This window comes from Alkaliphilus peptidifermentans DSM 18978, from assembly GCF_900101495.1.
Classification (GTDB): Bacteria; Bacillota; Clostridia; order Peptostreptococcales; family Natronincolaceae; genus Alkaliphilus_C; species Alkaliphilus_C peptidifermentans.
In genome coordinates, this window is the sequence record NZ_FMUS01000005.1 from 180,312 (window position 1) to 198,157 (window position 17,846).

At 33.2% G+C, this 17,846-nt stretch carries 13 protein-coding genes, 1 pseudogene and 1 riboswitch; of the genes and pseudogenes, 5 read left to right on the forward strand and 9 right to left on the reverse strand.

Annotation, left to right across the window (positions count from 1 at the left end):
- Positions 1 to 18: 18 nt before the first annotated feature.
- From BLP68_RS05785 to BLP68_RS05800, 4 genes are all read right to left on the reverse strand, one after another.
- Positions 19 to 543 (reverse strand): ECF transporter S component, encoded by a 525-nt coding sequence (locus BLP68_RS05785; protein WP_091541097.1) that lies wholly within the window; start codon positions 541 to 543, stop codon positions 19 to 21.
- Positions 544 to 672: 129 nt separating this feature from the next.
- Positions 673 to 1,218: an RNA 2',3'-cyclic phosphodiesterase gene (thpR, locus tag BLP68_RS05790; RefSeq protein WP_091541099.1), complete on the reverse strand. Its 546-nt coding sequence runs from the start codon at positions 1,216 to 1,218 to the stop codon at positions 673 to 675.
- Between the two features lie 21 nt (positions 1,219 to 1,239).
- Positions 1,240 to 2,502, reverse strand: a complete 1,263-nt coding sequence (locus BLP68_RS05795) for an ABC transporter permease (protein WP_176758882.1) — start codon at positions 2,500 to 2,502, stop codon at positions 1,240 to 1,242.
- A complete protein-coding gene (locus tag BLP68_RS05800) occupies positions 2,486 to 3,232 on the reverse strand; it encodes an ABC transporter ATP-binding protein (RefSeq protein ID WP_091541105.1) in 747 nt (248 codons plus the stop codon). The genes BLP68_RS05795 and BLP68_RS05800 overlap by 17 nt, the downstream gene beginning before the upstream one ends.
- A gap of 196 nt (positions 3,233 to 3,428) precedes the next feature.
- Between BLP68_RS05800 and BLP68_RS05805 the strand changes: the two genes are divergently transcribed.
- Complete coding sequence (locus BLP68_RS05805; protein ID WP_176758883.1) at positions 3,429 to 4,469, forward strand: DUF4236 domain-containing protein; 1,041 nt, start codon at positions 3,429 to 3,431, stop codon at positions 4,467 to 4,469.
- Between the two features lie 198 nt (positions 4,470 to 4,667).
- Here BLP68_RS05805 and thiC read toward each other — a convergent pair whose 3' ends face one another.
- From thiC to BLP68_RS05820, 3 genes are all read right to left on the reverse strand, one after another.
- Positions 4,668 to 5,978: a phosphomethylpyrimidine synthase ThiC gene (thiC, locus tag BLP68_RS05810; RefSeq protein ID WP_091541108.1), complete on the reverse strand. Its 1,311-nt coding sequence runs from the start codon at positions 5,976 to 5,978 to the stop codon at positions 4,668 to 4,670.
- A gap of 122 nt (positions 5,979 to 6,100) precedes the next feature.
- Positions 6,101 to 6,202, reverse strand: a riboswitch (TPP riboswitch).
- A 93-nt stretch (positions 6,203 to 6,295) separates the two neighbouring features.
- Positions 6,296 to 8,296, reverse strand: a complete 2,001-nt coding sequence (locus BLP68_RS05815; protein ID WP_091541111.1) for an alpha/beta hydrolase family protein — start codon at positions 8,294 to 8,296, stop codon at positions 6,296 to 6,298.
- A gap of 164 nt (positions 8,297 to 8,460) precedes the next feature.
- Positions 8,461 to 9,324: a CvfB family protein gene (locus BLP68_RS05820; protein ID WP_091541112.1), complete on the reverse strand. Its 864-nt coding sequence runs from the start codon at positions 9,322 to 9,324 to the stop codon at positions 8,461 to 8,463.
- 378 nt (positions 9,325 to 9,702) lie between these two features.
- On the opposite strand from BLP68_RS05820, the gene BLP68_RS05825 reads away from it, so the two are divergent.
- From BLP68_RS05825 to BLP68_RS05840, 4 genes are all read left to right on the forward strand, one after another.
- Complete coding sequence (locus BLP68_RS05825) at positions 9,703 to 10,845, forward strand: DUF3798 domain-containing protein (protein WP_091541115.1); 1,143 nt, start codon at positions 9,703 to 9,705, stop codon at positions 10,843 to 10,845.
- A 111-nt stretch (positions 10,846 to 10,956) separates the two neighbouring features.
- Entirely contained in the window at positions 10,957 to 12,567 is a 1,611-nt protein-coding gene (locus BLP68_RS05830; RefSeq protein ID WP_330389091.1) for a sugar ABC transporter ATP-binding protein, read from the forward strand.
- Complete coding sequence (locus tag BLP68_RS05835; protein WP_091541116.1) at positions 12,560 to 13,600, forward strand: ABC transporter permease subunit; 1,041 nt, start codon at positions 12,560 to 12,562, stop codon at positions 13,598 to 13,600. The genes BLP68_RS05830 and BLP68_RS05835 overlap by 8 nt, the downstream gene beginning before the upstream one ends.
- Position 13,601: 1 nt before the next feature.
- Positions 13,602 to 14,918 (forward strand): ABC transporter permease subunit, encoded by a 1,317-nt coding sequence (locus BLP68_RS05840; RefSeq protein WP_242876918.1) that lies wholly within the window; start codon positions 13,602 to 13,604, stop codon positions 14,916 to 14,918.
- A gap of 104 nt (positions 14,919 to 15,022) precedes the next feature.
- On the opposite strand, the gene helD is transcribed toward BLP68_RS05840, so the two are convergent.
- A complete protein-coding gene (gene helD / locus BLP68_RS05845) occupies positions 15,023 to 17,326 on the reverse strand; it encodes an RNA polymerase recycling motor HelD (RefSeq protein WP_176758884.1) in 2,304 nt (767 codons plus the stop codon).
- Positions 17,327 to 17,606: 280 nt separating this feature from the next.
- Positions 17,607 to 17,846, reverse strand: a pseudogene (locus BLP68_RS05850) (hypothetical protein); the annotation flags it as partial.

The window sequence follows — 17,846 nt, forward strand, 5'->3', positions numbered from 1 at the left end:
CATATCCTTAGCATTTATCTATTGTTTTAATGCATATTTCTTTAAAACATCAGTTTTCTTTAATGCTACCCCAATTGGTACAAATAGAATGATACCACCGATTCCTTGAATTAAATTGGCCGGTACACTTGTTAACGAAATCGCAAAGCTTCCCTTCATGGCAGCACCTGCAAAGAAGTAGCCAGTTACCATCCATAGTGCCCCAAAAGCAAGGGCGATAACATTTCTAAAGTTTAATAATTTTTCATCCTCTTGATTAGCAATCATACCGACACCATATCCCATTGCACCTTTTATAATAAGTGTAGGCAATGCCCAGTGGGTATAGCCCAGTAAAATGTCAGCCAATGCAGAGCCTATCCCTGCAGAAAATGCACCCTTCTTTTTACCAAATAAGATTGCTGCTAGAAAAATCATACTATCACCAAGATGAATAAAGCCTTCAGTAGCTGGTACTGGTACACTTATTACCATAGTGGAAACTGCAACCAGTGCAGTTAGTAAGCCTATAATTGTAAGTTGTAAAACAAAATTATTTCTCATGTCATTATCCTCCTTAAATTGTATCTGTATTGTACGTATGTATAAGTACAATTATATTTTACCACTGTTATTTATAATTGTAAATCCCTATTTTTCAATACTTTCCAGTGCTTTGTATCGATACAATATTTATTCGGATAGACCTTCTTTATGAATTGGTTTGTATATAAGACTTCCTGCTTCTCTTGTGCTTTCCATTATTATAACTTCATCCACCACAAAAGATTTTTCTTCAAGAATTATATCATCTTGAATTTTTAAGATGTCCTCAAGTATCACTTCTCGACCAATTGTTATATGTGGTTTTAGGGAGCGCTCTTCTTTATTAAAGCCATTTTTATATAAGCTTTCTTCAATTTCGTGATATAATGCTGTCAAAATTTCTTCTTGTCCCTTTATTCCTAGCCATATTATTTTTTTGTTTTTCCTTGTAAAATAACCCGGCTTCCCAGTTGATAATGTGAATCTCCTTTGATTTCTGACTGCTTTTTTTAAACCAGCTTTAATAAGCTGAAGCTCCTGCCCATTAATTTCTCCTATATATTTTAAGGTTAGATGGAAATTATCTGGAGAGGTAAAATTCCCCTTAACAGCATTTATTTTTATAACCTTTTGTATTTCTTTAATATACTCTTTAATTTCTTTATTGAGGCCTATAGCAATAAACACCCTCATTAACTCCTACTCCTCTATAATTTAATTATTAAATTTGTGAAAGTCCTTCATTTTAAGCATCTGTGAGGAAGCCTTAGCATAAGTAACCAATAAACCCCAAGCAATAATAATTAGCAAATCAGCCAATGGATGAATAGCAACACTGTAAAATAATAGCTGTATTGCATATACAAAAATGGATATTATTAACATCGGTATAATAGGTCCATATTTTATTGCCCAATTACCATCTTCATATGTAATTGGATATATTGTCAACCAGATACTTTCTTTAAAATTGTTCCATACTGAAACTAAAAAATCACTTATTAGAAAAATGAAAAACAAATTAACAAGAAGACTTACTCTTCCATCATATATCGAATAATTCATTACAAACATAAATATTGTCATTTGAAAAAGTAATAGTGGATTCCCCTTACCCCTAATTAATGTACGATAGTATAATAACAATAGGGCTCCTTTAGGACTAAATGGTTCTGCTTTTCTACCACTATAAGTGGCAGAAGATTTAGATCTAGAATTCTGCTTTTCCTTCGGATTATTACCTAAAAAGAAAGCAAAATTCATGGCTCTATTATTTACTTCTTCAATAATCCATTGATTCCACTTTATAATAACTCTATTTTTAACTCTGTATGAGTATATTAGTAATAGACCAGCAAAAATAAATAAAACTGCTATTTCAATGGCAGTGATACCATTATTCCACCATCTGGAAATAATGATGTAGGAGCTTATTCCAAACAGACCTTTAAATACTATATCCATTGATAAACGATTGGATTTATTAGTTTTATGGAAAATCCAAAATTTAATATTAATATATAATAGCTTTATTATAATCCCCAGGGACCAAAGTAATAAAAGGCTATATACAGAATCAAATAATGTGTTTCGAAAAATAATGAATAATAGCAATGAGTATAGACTCCAGCCCAACATTGATATGCCAATACTAAGTTTATTAGAGTAGCTAATAAAATGTCTTCCATGCTCCTCTAATGGAGTAAGAAACACTTCATCTGCCATCTTTAAATATCCCACTCGCTTACCTGCAATCATTACTATAACTGTTATAAATTGTAGTGCAACCAATACCGGGTAAGTACTAATTGCATAGATTATATCATTCACCTGTGGTAAGTAAGCATATATAAGGGCTCCTATTAATAAAATGCTATAGGCTATTGTAATAGCATCTAAGCTAAGAGAAATAAAATCTTTATATATTTTAGAATAATAAACAATTCTCTTTTTCCATAAGTTAAAAATGGGATTCATTATTTTCCTCCACATAAAGCTGAAATAGCTCTAACAAGCTGCTGTTTTCAACATTATTCTTTTGCTTCATCTCACTTAGTGTACCCTGAAAAACTACTTTGCCCTTATTGACAACTATGAATCGATCGCATATTTTTTCTGCTGAATCAAGTACATGGGTACTCATTAAAATTGCAGCACCCTCATTTCTTTTTTCCTTCATAATTTTAACAAGATTACTTGCTGCTATTGGGTCCAACCCAATAAATGGTTCATCTATAATAAGGATAGAAGGATCCAGAAGAAATGCACACATAACAAGAACTTTTTGTTTCATTCCCTTTGAGAAGGAGTTTGGAAACTCATTCAGCTTATCCTTCAAATCAAAAAGCTCCAATAGATAAGCTTTTCTTTCTTTAAACCTCCCCATATCTAACTTATTGGCCATTGCTGTAAATTCCATATGCTCTATTAAAGTCAATTCATCATATAATAAAGGGATTTCCGGAATGTATGCGATATTTCCCCTTAAACCTAAATTATTAATTTCTACTGAAACCCCATCAATTACAATATCTCCTTCGTATCTTGGCACAATTCCTAGTATACTCTTAATTAATGTAGTCTTTCCGGCTCCATTTGAGCCAATTAATCCTACTATTTCTCCTGCATTTACTTCTATAGTAATATTATCTAATATTTTATTCCCGTTATACCCTGTCGATAATGACTCTACTTTTAAGCTAGCCATTTTTTTCCTCCTTAGTTTTGTATAATTTTTCTTTGATTAATAATACTGTAATTACAAATATATTCTATACAATGCTCCTTCTTTTGTCTACTCTATACTATTAAAGCATACTACATTCCCACCATTTGATTTTTACCTACTACAAGACTATAATGTATATATATGTAAAAAACTTATGAGGCTAAGGAGGTTTATTATGGGATTGCGTTTCAACAAGACAATTCACTTAGGTAAAGATATAAAGATAAATTTAGGAAAAAATGGGCCTGTTATTAATAGCGGTTTAGGCAAAATTCGTATTAATGCAAATAGAAAGGGTATAAAAACTACTGCTTCTTTAGGTAATACAGGCTTATCTTATACAAAAAACATTCCTCTTCCTATAAAAGGTAAAAAGAAGGAGAACCAAAAGATCGAAATAGTTGAAAAGAATACAGCCCATTCTTTTTTTAAACGTGATATACCATCGGAATTAAAAGCAAATGTATACCCAATACAGTCGGTCATTGGATTATTAGGTATTCTTTTGATTTTTAGTAGTTTTCTTTATCCAATGCTTTTTTTTGTTGGTGGTTTATTGATTTATATAGTTCATTTATGGAGAAAAAAAGCCAGTCCAGCTTTAATAGCCTACAAAAATGCCTATAAGTATTATAATAGCAAAAACTATGAAAAAGCGATTGAATCTCTTAATGAAGTATTAAAGCATCCAAAGGCTAATTATTCGTTGCAGCTTGTCAAGGCAGAGTGTTTACTGGAGCTAGAACGAACCGGTGAAGCATACAAAGTATATACCATTTTTTTTAATAAGATAAATCCTGCTGAATTGGATTCTATAACATATTGGTCTCCAAAGGCTAATGCTATTTTTCTTTCATTGGAAAATGATAACCCTAAACTAGCATTATTAATTACCGAAAGCTTGCCCAATAATACAGGTGAAATTGATTTTAGGCTATGGAAAAACTATTTTAAGGGACTTTGCTTTATGAACTTGAGTCAATACGAATCTGCTATTCAAGCATTTCAAGCTGGTGTTGGCAAAAGACAAAGCATGGATGTACCATTTATTGATTCACACTATCATATGGGGGTTGCCTATACTTATCTTGGTAAAACCAGTTTAGCAAAGCAACGCTTCCAAAGAGTGTATAGTGCTAATACTCACTATAAAAATATCAGTGAAGTTATGAAGGCAATATCAGAGGGACAAAGTTTAAAAGACATTATAAGTTAAGCGTTGACAAATGAATGTTGAATGTTGAGTGTTCAATGTTGAATGAAAAGAAACTAAAAAAATAAAAGTTAAGAGTTAAGAGTTAAGAGTTAAGAGAATAGAAATTTGCAAGCAAATTTCAACCATAATTATTCATTACTCATTGCTCATTGCTTTTAATATTAAAGTAGGGCCGACTATCCTGTCGGCCCATAAAAGTTAATCTTCCCTTAATATATTAATATCTTTACCTTCCATTATTTTATTCATGTTTCTCATAGAGCACATTTTACCACACATTGTACAACTATCAGCATGTTCAGGCATAGATTCTCTACGGTATCTTCTTGCCTTCTCTGGATCAATAGCTAACTTAAACATACCTTCCCAGTCTAATTTCTGTCGTCGCCGACTCATTTCATTATCCCATTCCCTTGCTCCATTGACGTTTTTTGCAATATCACCTGCATGGGCAGCAATTTTTGAAGCTATAATTCCCTCCTTCATATCATCTAGGTTTGGCAATCTTAGATGCTCTGCTGGAGTTACATAGCAAAGAAAATCTGCTCCGTGACTGGCAGCAATCGCACCACCTATGGCACTGGTAATATGATCGTATCCTGGGGCTATATCAGTTACAATTGGCCCCAATACATAAAAAGGTGCCCCATGACAAAGCTTTTTCTCCAACAGCATATTTGCCTCTATTTCATTTATAGCCATATGTCCTGGTCCTTCGATCATTACCTGCACATTCCGCTCCCACGCCCTTAAGGTAAGTTCTCCTAATACCATTAATTCTTTAATTTGACATGCATCTGTAGCATCATTAATACTACCTGGTCGGCATGCATCTCCAAGGCTTATTGTAATATCATATTTTTCACATATATCCAATAGCTTATCATAATGCTGAAAAAATGGATTCTCTTGTTGATTTAACTCCATCCATGCATAAAGTAAAGATCCACCTCTAGATACAATATTGGTAATGCGTTTATTTCGCTTAAATACTTCAGCTGTTTCTTTGTTAATGCCAGCATGTATAGTTACAAAATCCACTCCATCCTTACCATGCTTTTCAACAACATCAAGAAATTCTTCAGCTGTAATATCCTTTAGCTCCTTATCATAAAAGCCTACCGCATCATATATTGGCACTGTTCCAATCATCGCTGGTGACATATCAATTAGCTTTCTTCTAAATTCCTCTGTCTTTCCAAAGGAACTTAAATCCATAATTGCTTCCACCTTCATATCAAGGGCAACCTTAACCTTTTCCAACTCCACATCAATGTTTGGACAATCCTTTGATATTCCAAGGTTTACATTTATCTTTGTTCTTAAACCCTGTCCAATACCATCGGGATTAATGTTTTTATGATTTTTATTAGCTGGTATAGCAATTTTTCCCTCTGCTATCAATGCCATTAGCTTCTTAACATCCATATTTTCCTTTTGTGCTACTATTTCCATTTCTTTTGTTATAATTCCTTTTTTAGCTGCATCCATTTGTGTAGTATAACTCATTTAATCCTCTCCTTTATCAAATTTTAATGATATGATACTAGCCTAATTAAATATGTAGCTTTATTGCTGAAATCTAAAAAGCAATAAAAAAAGCCCACCTAATAGTGAGCTTTTAGCAATCAATATAAATTATTAGGCTTCCCTACGGTAGTATAAACTACATCAGGTTCAGAGGGTTAGGTAATTTACCTTCTCAGCCCCATTGGGCACCCCTAGCTGGTTATTCAATTATTTACATTATATTCTATAATTATTATTATGTAAAGCTAAATAGAACACTATAAACTGGTATTAATTAATATATAGATATAATTATATTATTTTAAATACCTATTAAACCAGTCAGTTATTTCTTTTAATCTTCTGCTTCTATGTTTAGGTTTACCACTTCTACTTAACTCATGATTTTCTCCTCTAAACATATATAAGCGAGACTCAATATTATGATATTTCAATGCAGTAAACATCTGTATAGCTTCCACCCACCAGCATCTATAATCCTCCTCTGAGTGAATAAATAATGTAGGCGTCTTAACCTTATCTGCATACTTTAAGGGAGAATGCCACCATAGCTTGTCATGATTTTTCCAAGGTGTGGCAGCTATTTGGTCAGATTCAAAATAATAGCCAATATCAGAAGTAGTAAACATGGTAGTCCAATTAGATATTCCTCTTTGGGATACAGCAGCCTTAAATCTATCGGTATGTCCTATAATCCAATTGGTCATAAAGCCACCATATGAGCCTCCTGTAACACCTATCTTTTCTTTATCAATATACGAACACTTTTCCAACACAGCATCTGTAAATTTCATAATATCCTCATAATCTATTGTACCGTACTTTCCTCTTATATCTGCAAATTCATTTCCTTTCCCATCACTACCCCTAGGATTACAGAAGAACACAACGTATCCTTCACTAGCCCAGTACTGCATCTCATGATGAAATACCTCTCCATATACAGTTTTAGGTCCACCATGTATATTTAATATGGCTGGATATTTTATATTTTCATTGAAATTTATAGGCTTTATAACCCAGCCATCCATTTCAACTCCTGGGGCTGTTGTTACTCTAATTAACTCTGGTTTTGCAACATATTTGCCCTTCAATGGTTCTTCATTAAAGCATGTTATTCTTTCTTCTGTACCCTTATCAAGTCGATAAAGCTCTTGAAGATGTTGTTCTCTTAGTCCTATAAATAGTATTTTATCGCCATATGCATCAAAACCATCTATTGACCCTTTAGCTGTGGATATTTGTTGAATATCACCTTCCTGATCTATAGTATTCAAAAATGAGCTATCACCTTCAGTGGTGATAAAATACAATAGATTACCATTAATTTGGGATGTAGATGAGGCTCCATACCTGCAATCTGACCCCACTGAGTTCCAAGTGCTAATGTCAAACTTTGGTGTGATACAGGATTTTTCCTCTGTATTTATATTGATTAAGTAAAATTTACTGTTTTGGTTAAGACCATATTCCTTCATATCACTTCCGGTACAAATAATTGTGTCTTCAGAAATGAAGTATCCAGTTCCATATTGGAATGCCTCATCTGAAACAATTCTCTTAACTGCATTAGAAGAAGGACTCCAGATAAGCAAATGATTTTTTACTTCTCTTTTATTTAAAAAATTACTGGCTGTAATAATTACTTTATCTTTATTATTATCTATCTGGTAATCTTCAACATCTACTGTTTCATCAGTTATGGCTATAATTTTCTCATCACTTGAGTCATACATGTATAAACGATTTCTATTTTTATTTGTATATCCTTCACCATTACTCCAAAAAGGTATTTCGTCTATACCTTCATAGTCTTTTTCTTCTTTTATTAATCTTACTTCCTTTTCCTTGTCTTCTTTATGCAAAGTATGTAGGGGTTTTTTATTAGGATTAAAGGTGGCAGTAAATAGATATACACTATCCTTTATATGCTTAAAACTAGTTATTTTATAGGGAATAACAAAAGCTTCTAACGCTTCACCACCATAAATATTTATTCTATAGAATCGTGATAACTCTTCTCCAGCTTCCTTTTTTTCTTTATCCTTTGGATTCCTACTCCCTTCGAATAGAATGGTTTCATTATCTAACCATAAAAACGATTTTTCTTTGTTATTTGAGGTTAGTTGAAAATAACGATCCTCTCCTTCTTTATAAATCCAAAGATTTGAGTTATAGCAGTTTTCCTCCATGTGGGCTTCATGCAGCACAAAACAAGCATTTTTTCCATCTGGAGAATATTTAACACCAGATAAAAACTTATAATTGATGAAATCATCATTAAAAATCCTTTTCAAAAGAATAACCCCCTCAATAATATATTTATAAATATTATCTCGTAACTCTAAATAAATTTCAATGTTTCAAAAGATATAAAAACCATAGGCTTATAAATCCTACGGTTTATATATACATATTAATCTAATTAGAGTTCCAACGAAATAATGAAAGCAGCTGATGACTAATAATTATCATCCTTATAATCATTCTTAACAAATTTCATTCCATTATCCTCTTGTGTTACTATCTTTTCCTTTAACAGCTTACCTACAGCTCTTTTGAAGGCATTTTTACTCATATTCATATATTGTTTAATTTCTTCTGGTGTGCTTTTATCATTCAAAGGTAAAAAGCCTCTATTTCTAATTATATTCTTTACTATTTCATTTGCATCCTCATCTATTTGTTGATAAGCAAGCTTTCTTGTAGATAGATTAATTCTTCCATCTTCCCTCTCCTTAACCACTCTAAAAGTGTCCTGATCGCCAATTTTATAGCCTTTATAATTTTCAGTTTGATGTACAAAACCATAATATTTGTTATCAACAGCAACAAATACACCTAATCTTGGGTTTAATCCATATACTGTCCCTTTTACCATTTCACCGGGGCTAAAGTCCCCCCCAGACTTCAGTTGGTCATCAAGCCTCATTGAGGCACATAGCCTCATACTCTTGTCCAAATATATTTTAACTAAATATCCGCTATTTTTAACTAGGCCAGTTGTTTGCTCTCGTTTGGGAAGAAAAAGGTCCTTCTCTAAACCCCAATCCATGAAGGCCCCAATAGGAGTAATGTCCACAACTCTAAGGTAAACTATTTGCCCAACTTCTCCCAAGGGTTTTTTTGTAGTTGCTGTTATTCTATCCTCTGAATCACGATAGACAAATACATCCACCATGTCTCCCACATTTTTATCCTCTAATAACTCCTTTTTATTAAGTTTTACCTCATCTTTACTTTCTCTGCTGACTTTTAGGTAGACAGTTTCCTCTGTTATTCTATTGATTATCATTGAATTTACTTTGCCAATTTCTATGTTCACAATTTACACCTCTTTTATTAATCTTATCGATTCAACTTTAATTTTACCACATTCTTCTATTAAACATTCATTAATCTTTTTTTAAATATTAATTTTTTTTAAATTTTACAAAAAATTCCTAGCGTTGATATATCAGTGAATTTGATAAGTTGTTACAATTTTGTAAACTATATTAATATTTTTTTACGAGTTTATGTCCCTACCAATCCATAAATTTAACTTGCTTTCCATTTATAACTAATAATATAATTATAAGTAGTGTTTATCAATTTAAAATTTTCTGAAACAATTACTGTTTTCGGAAAATTCATCCTTTAGCAAAGGGGGGAATATTTAAATTTTTAAACATTTTTAAAAAACATTTAAGGGGGAAAATTTATGATGAAGAAGGCATTAATTATTACATTAGCCTTACTAATGGTTATTAGTTTAGCAGCATGTGGTCAACCTGCTACTGCTCCAGAAGGTAATGGTGGTGATGAGGAATCAACTGCCTATAAAATTGGTATTATGACAGGCACCGTTTCTCAAAACGAAGAAGAGTATAGAATGGCTGAACAAATGAGAGCTAAATATGGTGAGGATATGATTCTTATTACTACATATCCAGACAGATTCATGCAGGAGCAAGAAACTACTATCACTAACATGATGGCAATGGCAGCAGATCCTGACGTTAAGGCTATCATTATGGTTCAATCAGTTCCTGGCGCAGCTGCAGCAGTAGATAGAGTTAGAGAAGTGAGACCAGATATGCTGTTTATATTAGGTTCTCCACAGGAAGATCAAGATGTAATCGCTACTAAAGGGGATATCGTACTAAACACAGATGATCTTGCAAGAGGCGAGCAAATTGCTCAACATGCTTATGACTTAGGAGCAAAAACATTAGTTCATTACACATTCCCAAGACATATGTCAATTGAGTTCTTAGCAGTAAGAAGAGATAAAATGAAAGCAAAGGCCGAAGAGCTTGGAATGCTATTTGTTGAAGCAGATGCTCCAGACCCAACTGGTGACGCAGGAGTACCAGGAACACAGCAGTTTATTTCAGAAGACGTTCCAAGAAAAATTGCTGAATACGGTGAAGATACAGCTATGTTTGCTACAAACTGCTCAATGATGGAGCCTTTAATTAGACAAACAATTGTTAATGGTGGTATATTCCCAGTTCAATGTTGTCCATCTCCTTACCATGCAATGCCAGCTGCATTAGGTATCAGCGTGCCTAGTGACAAGCAAGGGGATCTTGATTTTATTATCGATGAAATCGGTAAAAAGGTTACTGAAATGGGAGCATCTGGAAGAGTTGCTACTTGGCCAGTTCCTGTAAATATGCTATTTATTGAAGCAGGTGTTGAGTATGCTAGAGCCTTCTTAGAAGGTGAAACTAATGGTAGAGTTGACAAGGCAGTTCTTCAACAAAAATTAGAAGAAGCTTCAGGACAGTCTGTACAAATAACTGAGTATGGTAATACTGATAACTACTTCCTATTCTTATCAGACCATATTATATTTTAATTAATAATAGTTTTTAAAAAAATTCATGAAAATAAATATAAGGTTGCGAAATTTGCAACCTTGTATTTATTAAATATAGGTATTGTAGCAACGAAAAAGGAGGCTGAAAAATTGGACAGGGACAAGATCGTTTTGGAAATGAATAATATTGGTAAGGTCTACTATGGTACTAGGGTTTTAAAGGACATAAACCTTTCTATTAAAGCTGGTGAAATACATGCTATTTTAGGGGAAAATGGTGCCGGTAAATCAACCTTGATGAATATTCTGTTTGGAATGCCAGTTATCCATTCTACAGGAGGATTTGAAGGGGAAGTATTAATAGATGGTTCAAAGGTAGATATTAATTCACCCTTCAAAGCAATGAAGGAAGGCATAGGCATGGTTCACCAGGAGTTTATGCTTATTCCAGGATATACAATAACAGAAAACATTAAGCTTAATAGAGAAATTACAAAACCAAATCCAATAAGCCGAGTTTTAGGTAATAAGCTTGAAACATTAGATTTTGTTCAAATGGATAAGGACGCAAAAAAAGCCATTAAATCCTTAGATATTGGCATTGATGAATGGACTAAAATTGCTGGACTTCCAGTTGGTTATATGCAATTTGTAGAAATTGCTAGAGAAATTGATAAGGAAAACTTAAAAATTCTAGTTTTTGATGAACCAACTGCAGTTTTAACTGAAAGTGAAGCGAAAAATCTATTGCAGGCTATGAAGTTAATTTCTGACTCTGGAATTGCTATTCTCTTTATAACCCACAGATTAGACGAAGTAATGGAGATAGCCGACAATATCACAGTCCTTCGTGATGGCCAGATGGTTGCAAACCGTAAAAAGGAAGAAACAAACTTAGTAGAATTGGCTCAGTTAATGGTTGGTCGTGAAATAGAAAAGGTTGAAAGAAAGGTTAATGTGGATAAATCTTCAGTAGTAATGAAAATTAAAGACTTAAAAGTAGCTATGCCTGGTGAAGAGGTAAAAGGTATAGACTTAGATATATTCAAGGGCGAAATCATTGGTATCGGTGGATTGGCTGGTCAGGGTAAAATCGGTATTGCCAATGGTATTATGGGTCTTTATCCTTCATCAGGTGAGGTTGTTATTAATAATGATACCACATTAAAGCTTAATAATCCTAAGGAATCTATTGCAAAGGGCTTAGCCTTTGTTTCTGAAGATAGAAGAGGTGTAGGCTTGCTTTTAGATACCTCTATAGAGTTAAATATAGCTGTAACAGCTATGCAAAATAATGATAAGTTCCTTAAAAAATACGGACCCTTTACTCAATTAGATACTACTGGAATAAGAAATCATGCTTTAGGTTTTAAAAAGGAGCTTGATATTCGTTGTACAGGAGTAGATCAAATTACTAGAAGACTTAGTGGAGGAAACCAACAAAAAGTTTGTATTGCAAGAGCCTTAACTTTAGAGCCTAACATCCTTTTTGTTTCAGAGCCAACAAGAGGTATAGACATAGGTGCAAAAAAACTAGTTTTAGATACTTTAGTTAAGCTCAATGAAGAACTAGGTATGACTATTATTATGACTTCCAGTGAATTGGCTGAGCTTCGATCTGTTTGTGACCGAATTGCTATAATCTGTGAAGGTAAATTAGAAGGTATATTAAAGCCTGATGATAGCGATGCTGACTTTGGATTAATGATGGCAGGAGAATATAAAAAGCTTGTGGGTGAGGAGGTCAGTAATAATGAGTGAAAAGATAGCAGTATATTATAAAGCAATGGGTTTACCTAGATTAATTATAACCCTCTTCTTTTTATTTTTAGTATGTGTTTCTGTTATATTGGGAATACCTTTTGGTGGTTTAATGACAGATGTTGTTGTTCGTTTAGGAATGCATGGTATTTTAGTACTTGCAATGGTCCCTGCAATAATAAGTGGTATTGGACTTAACTTTGGGCTTCCACTTGGCATATTATGTGGATTAATAGGAGCCATAGTCAGTATAGAGTTAGATTTAGTAGGCTTTCCAGCCTTTATAGCTGCTATATTGGTGGCATTACCTTTAGCTGCACTGATTGGATGGTGCTATGGATGGCTATTAAATAAGGTTAAAGGCTCAGAGATGATGGTGGCAACCTATGCAGGCTTTTCTGCTGTATTCTTAATGAGTATAGGTTGGATGGTTTTGCCCTTTAAAAGTCCTGAAATAACATGGCCAATGGGGCCAGGCCTTAGAACTACTATATCTCTTGATGGTAGATTTAGAGATGTATTGAACAATTGGGGAGCATTTAACATAGGTTCTTTTAGATTCCCTACTGGTCTTATTTTGTTTTTTCTTTTATCATGTTTTATTATGTGGTTGGTATTAAGAAGCAAAACTGGTATTGCAATGAAAACAGTTGGTGCTAATCCTAATTTTGCTGTTGCGACTGGTTTAAATGTAGATAATTATAGAATAATGGGTTCAGTTTTATCAACTATTTTAGGTGCTGTGGGGATAATTGTTTATTCTCAAAGCTACGGATTTTTACAATTATATCAAGCACCAATGTTTATGGGATTTGCTGCAGTAGCGGCAGTACTTATAGGTGGTGCAAATATAAAAAACGCAAAAATATCACACGTAATTATTGGAACCTTCCTTTTTCAAGGGTTATTGGTTATAGCGCTGCCAGTAGCTAACACAGTTATGACTACAGGAAGCTTAGCGGAAATTACTAGATTAATAGTTACCAATGGAATAATTCTCTATGCCTTAACCCAAGTTGACGGAGGTGAGTAAATTGGAACAACAAGTTAAAACAAATACAAAATCAATTATGAAAAATGACATCAAAGATTTCTTAATAAATAATATGGTTACCATACTATTCGTAATCATAGGCTATTTAGGTTTTAGATTCTCTGGTCTTACTCTACCCTTCTTCGTTAATGATTTGATCAGTAGAGTTGCAAGAAATGGATTTTTAGTCTTGGCATTAATAATTCCTGTATTAGCAGGAATGGGGCTTAACTTTGCTATAGTATTAGGAGCAATGGCAGGACAAATGGCAATTATTATGGTAGTCCATTGGGGTTTTGTCAGCTGGCAAGGGATTATATTAGCTGCCCTAATAGCAGCACCATTAGCCTTGATATTTGGTTATTTAACCGGTAAGCTTTTGAATAAAACTAAAGGTCAAGAAATGATTACAAGTATGATTCTAGGTTTCTTTGCGAATGGTATCTACCAATTTATTTTCCTAATTTTAGTTGGATCAGTAATACCAATGAATAATCAAGATCTGATTCTAAGTTCAGGGGTTGGGGTTAGAGTTACTGTAGATTTAGCTAATAACTTGAGATATGGTTTAGATAATATTATTAGGTTATCCTTCCCTGTTTCCCTATTATTAGTAAGTATATTGTTTGTAGGCGTTAATTTATATAGGTATATCAACAATAGAAAAGCTCCTAAGCTTAATTATAATAAAACAAAAACTATAATTGCTTTAGTAGCCTTCAGTTTAACTACTCTATGGAGTCTTTCAATAATATATAGCCCTTGGTTATTTAGAAGTAGTAACATACTTAGAACTAACAAAATGTTTAATGATATTACTATACCAATAGTAACCTTCCTTATTATTGGAGCACTTTGCTTATTCAATGTATTTATTACAAAAACCAAGATGGGTCAAGATTTCAGAACAGTTGGTCAAGACATGCATATTGCAAAAATCTCTGGAATAGATGCCAACAGAGTTCGTGTAATAGCGATAGTTATATCTACAGTTTTAGCTGCATGGGGTCAAATTATCTATCTTCAGAACCTAGGTACCTTAAGCACCTACGGAAGTCATGAAAATATAGGTATGTTCTCTATTGCTGCTATACTAATAGGTGGTGCATCGGTAACTAAGGCTACTATAGGTCAGGCACTGTTGGGTACTATCCTCTTCCATACAATATTTATAGTATCACCTTTAGCTGGTAGAAATCTTTTTGGTGATGCACAATTAGGAGAATATTTCAGAGCATTTGTTGCCTATGGTGTAATTGGAGTATCTTTAGGTATGCATGCTTGGAAAAAACAGATTCAAAGTAAGAGCTTAAAATAATATTAATATGTAGAAAAGCTAATATTTTAACACTGTTTAAAGGCAAGATGCGGCTTACCTCGTAAAGTAAGCCGCATGTTTTTATCTATATGTCTTTTTTTTCCTCAATTACTAATAACTAATTCATGTACCCCATTTAATATGGGTGATACATTCCCTTCATAATATATATTGACCCTGTGGAGAGCTCTTGTTATTCCTACATAAAGAAGCTTTATATCCATTGTATTCATTGTATAGACTTCATTATTGACATTCCATAGAAAAGCACAGTCAAATTCTAAACCTTTTGATAAATACGATGGTATTACAACTGTTCCATTTGTGAAGGTCATGTTATCATCTGTTAATAAATTAATATCTTCAATAGTATCCTTTAATAATCCATAAACCTTTAAGGTCTCAGTTAAATCTTTACATATAACTGCAAGTGATTTCATGTTATTTTGACGAAGTTCCTCAATACCTTTAACTATCTCTTTTATCATTTCTCCTTGATTTTTACACTTAAGCAATGAAGGCTTTAAACCATGTCGAAAAACTGGTTGAGCCATAACAGGATTAAGTTCTTTACATTCTTTAATAACCCCATTTGCTAGATTAACTATTTCTATTGTTGATCGATAGCTGGTGGTTAGAAGATGAAAATGATATGCTTTCCCTTCAAAAACCCTCTCCATAGATCTACTCCAGTTATTAATACCTCTAAAATCATATATCCCTTGTGATAGGTCACCAACAAATGTAAAGGAATCATTAATAACAAATTCTCTCAGTAGACTCATTCTAAACTCATCAAAATCTTGAGCCTCATCCACTACAATATGTGTATACCTATTGCTGTTTTCTAAACCTAACAGCTTGATTTTAATATATGCTAAGGCTGTTAGGTCATCAATCTCGAATCTTTTTTCCTTTAATCCTCTATGCATATGCTCATAAATAGTATGAAAATCTTCCACCTTATCTTCAAAAGCCCTTTTCATTTCTTTTTCTTCATTAAAAATGTTAATATAGAATTCCACATGATCTAATTTAACCGACCCCTTCATATATTCCTCCACTATAGAAGGTATTTCTTTTATAATTCTTTTTAACTTTAAATCTCTTTCATCATATAGGCTTATTATGTTTTTTTTAAGCTGTACTTCATCTAATATTCTGTTTTTTATATCTTTCATTTTAGCACTATACAATTCTCCTATTTTCTCTTCTAGTTCATTAATATCTCTTTTAAGCTTTATTTTTAGGTATTCTGCTATTTTAGCAAGTCGTTGACTATAAGAAAGATGCAGGTTACTGGTCATGAAAACCTCTTGAATTTGCTGGTATTTCAGTAATACTAAACCTTCCCACACTATATCTTTTGGTGGTATTAGATTTAACTCTAGCTTTTTCATATGTGTATCTATAACTCTTTTAAAAAGTAGTGCACCTTTGATTTTTGCAATTATTGGTATAATTGCACTATTATTGGAGTTGAAGAATATTTGATTCAATTTATCGGTTTTATCTTGTATATTGATTTTCCTATCAATTAGATCAAGTGCCCAGTCCTCGAAGGTAGTTTGTATAACATTTTCAACTCCCAAATCTGGTAATATATCAGCAATATAATCTAAAAACAGCTTATTGGGTGCCATAACCATATAGTTGGCATTTTCAATATTTTTACGATTGTTATATATTAGATAAGCCATTCTATGTAAAGCAATAGTAGTTTTCCCGCTACCTGCCACGCCTTGAACAACCAATGGCCTCAGCATATCACTTCTGATAATACTGTTTTGCTGATCCTGTATGGTTGCTACAATTTCCTTTAATCGTCCACTTGTGTTTTTATCAAGGGCTTCGATTAAAAAATCACCTTTTCCCTTCAGACTATCTTCAATAATACCTTCCGAGGTTTTTTCATCATAGATAGCATTTAACTCTCCCTTTTCTATTTCATATCTTCTCTTAAGATGTAATGTCCCTTTTATTTCTCCCATAGGTGCCCTATACTCTACATCTTTACTGTGTCCACTGTAGTATATATCTGCTACAGGAGCTCTCCAATCCACAACAATAGGCAAGTCCTTATCTTTATCATGTAACCCGTGCTTACCAATGTATATTTCTTCAATTTCGTCACGATTATATTCTTGGAAGTCTATACGACCAAAGTAAGGAGCTTCCTCTGCTCTTTTAAGATTTTTTATATCCCTTTCTGTATATTGACTTAGTAGCTGCTTTGCAAGAAGCCTTTCATCATGAAGATGAGATACTGTTTTTCTAATAGATGTAATTTCCTCCTTCAAGACCTCCTCATAATCTTCAAGAGAATATTTTTCTTTAACAACCCATTCTCTTATTTCCTTTAAGTGCTGGGTTTCTTTTTTGAAGCTGGGGTGTTTTTTAGCATCCATCCTAATAATCCTCCTTTGCTGAATGTAAGACAATTGTATATAATAAATCGAAATTAACCAAATCATTATATGGACAATGTAATACTTAAGCAAACCCTCAAAGCCATCAATATCTTTTTTCCTTCTTTTTTCATAATTTTTCTTGCCAACCTATCATTTTTTTGATAAACTAGTGGTGTGTATCATACCTTTTTTTGGTGAATCGAGTAGGAGGTAGATAATTATTTTATCTACCGACCTCTCACACCACCGTACGTACCGTTCGGTATACGGCGGTTCTTTAGTTTACACATGCTTGTTGATAGTAATTAAAGAAGAATAGATAACCTAGGTCTGATAACCTTTGGTTAGTAAGAGATTTATTTAGAATTGGGCTATTGGCTGTTCGCCAGTAGCTCTTTCTTGTGTTTGCAAATTCCCAAGCTTTGCCTTCGGCGATACCAAGCTTCTTTAGATTTGTGAATTTCGTTTTGATTTTCTTCCACTGCTTCCAGTAAATCATCCTTATGCGTCTTCTCAT

Coding starts and splice junctions, on each gene's coding strand:
- BLP68_RS05805 (WP_176758883.1), top strand. CDS start 3,429: ATGGGATTGCGTTTCAACAAGACAATTCACTTAGGTAAAGATATAAAG.
- BLP68_RS05825 (WP_091541115.1), top strand. CDS start 9,703: ATGATGAAGAAGGCATTAATTATTACATTAGCCTTACTAATGGTTATT.
- BLP68_RS05835 (WP_091541116.1), top strand. CDS start 12,560: ATGAGTGAAAAGATAGCAGTATATTATAAAGCAATGGGTTTACCTAGA.
- thiC (WP_091541108.1), bottom strand. CDS start 5,978: ATGAGTTATACTACACAAATGGATGCAGCTAAAAAAGGAATTATAACA.
- BLP68_RS05785 (WP_091541097.1), bottom strand. CDS start 543: ATGAGAAATAATTTTGTTTTACAACTTACAATTATAGGCTTACTAACT.
- BLP68_RS05795 (WP_176758882.1), bottom strand. CDS start 2,502: ATGAATCCCATTTTTAACTTATGGAAAAAGAGAATTGTTTATTATTCT.
- BLP68_RS05800 (WP_091541105.1), bottom strand. CDS start 3,232: ATGGCTAGCTTAAAAGTAGAGTCATTATCGACAGGGTATAACGGGAAT.
- thpR (WP_091541099.1), bottom strand. CDS start 1,218: ATGAGGGTGTTTATTGCTATAGGCCTCAATAAAGAAATTAAAGAGTAT.
- helD (WP_176758884.1), bottom strand. CDS start 17,326: ATGGATGCTAAAAAACACCCCAGCTTCAAAAAAGAAACCCAGCACTTA.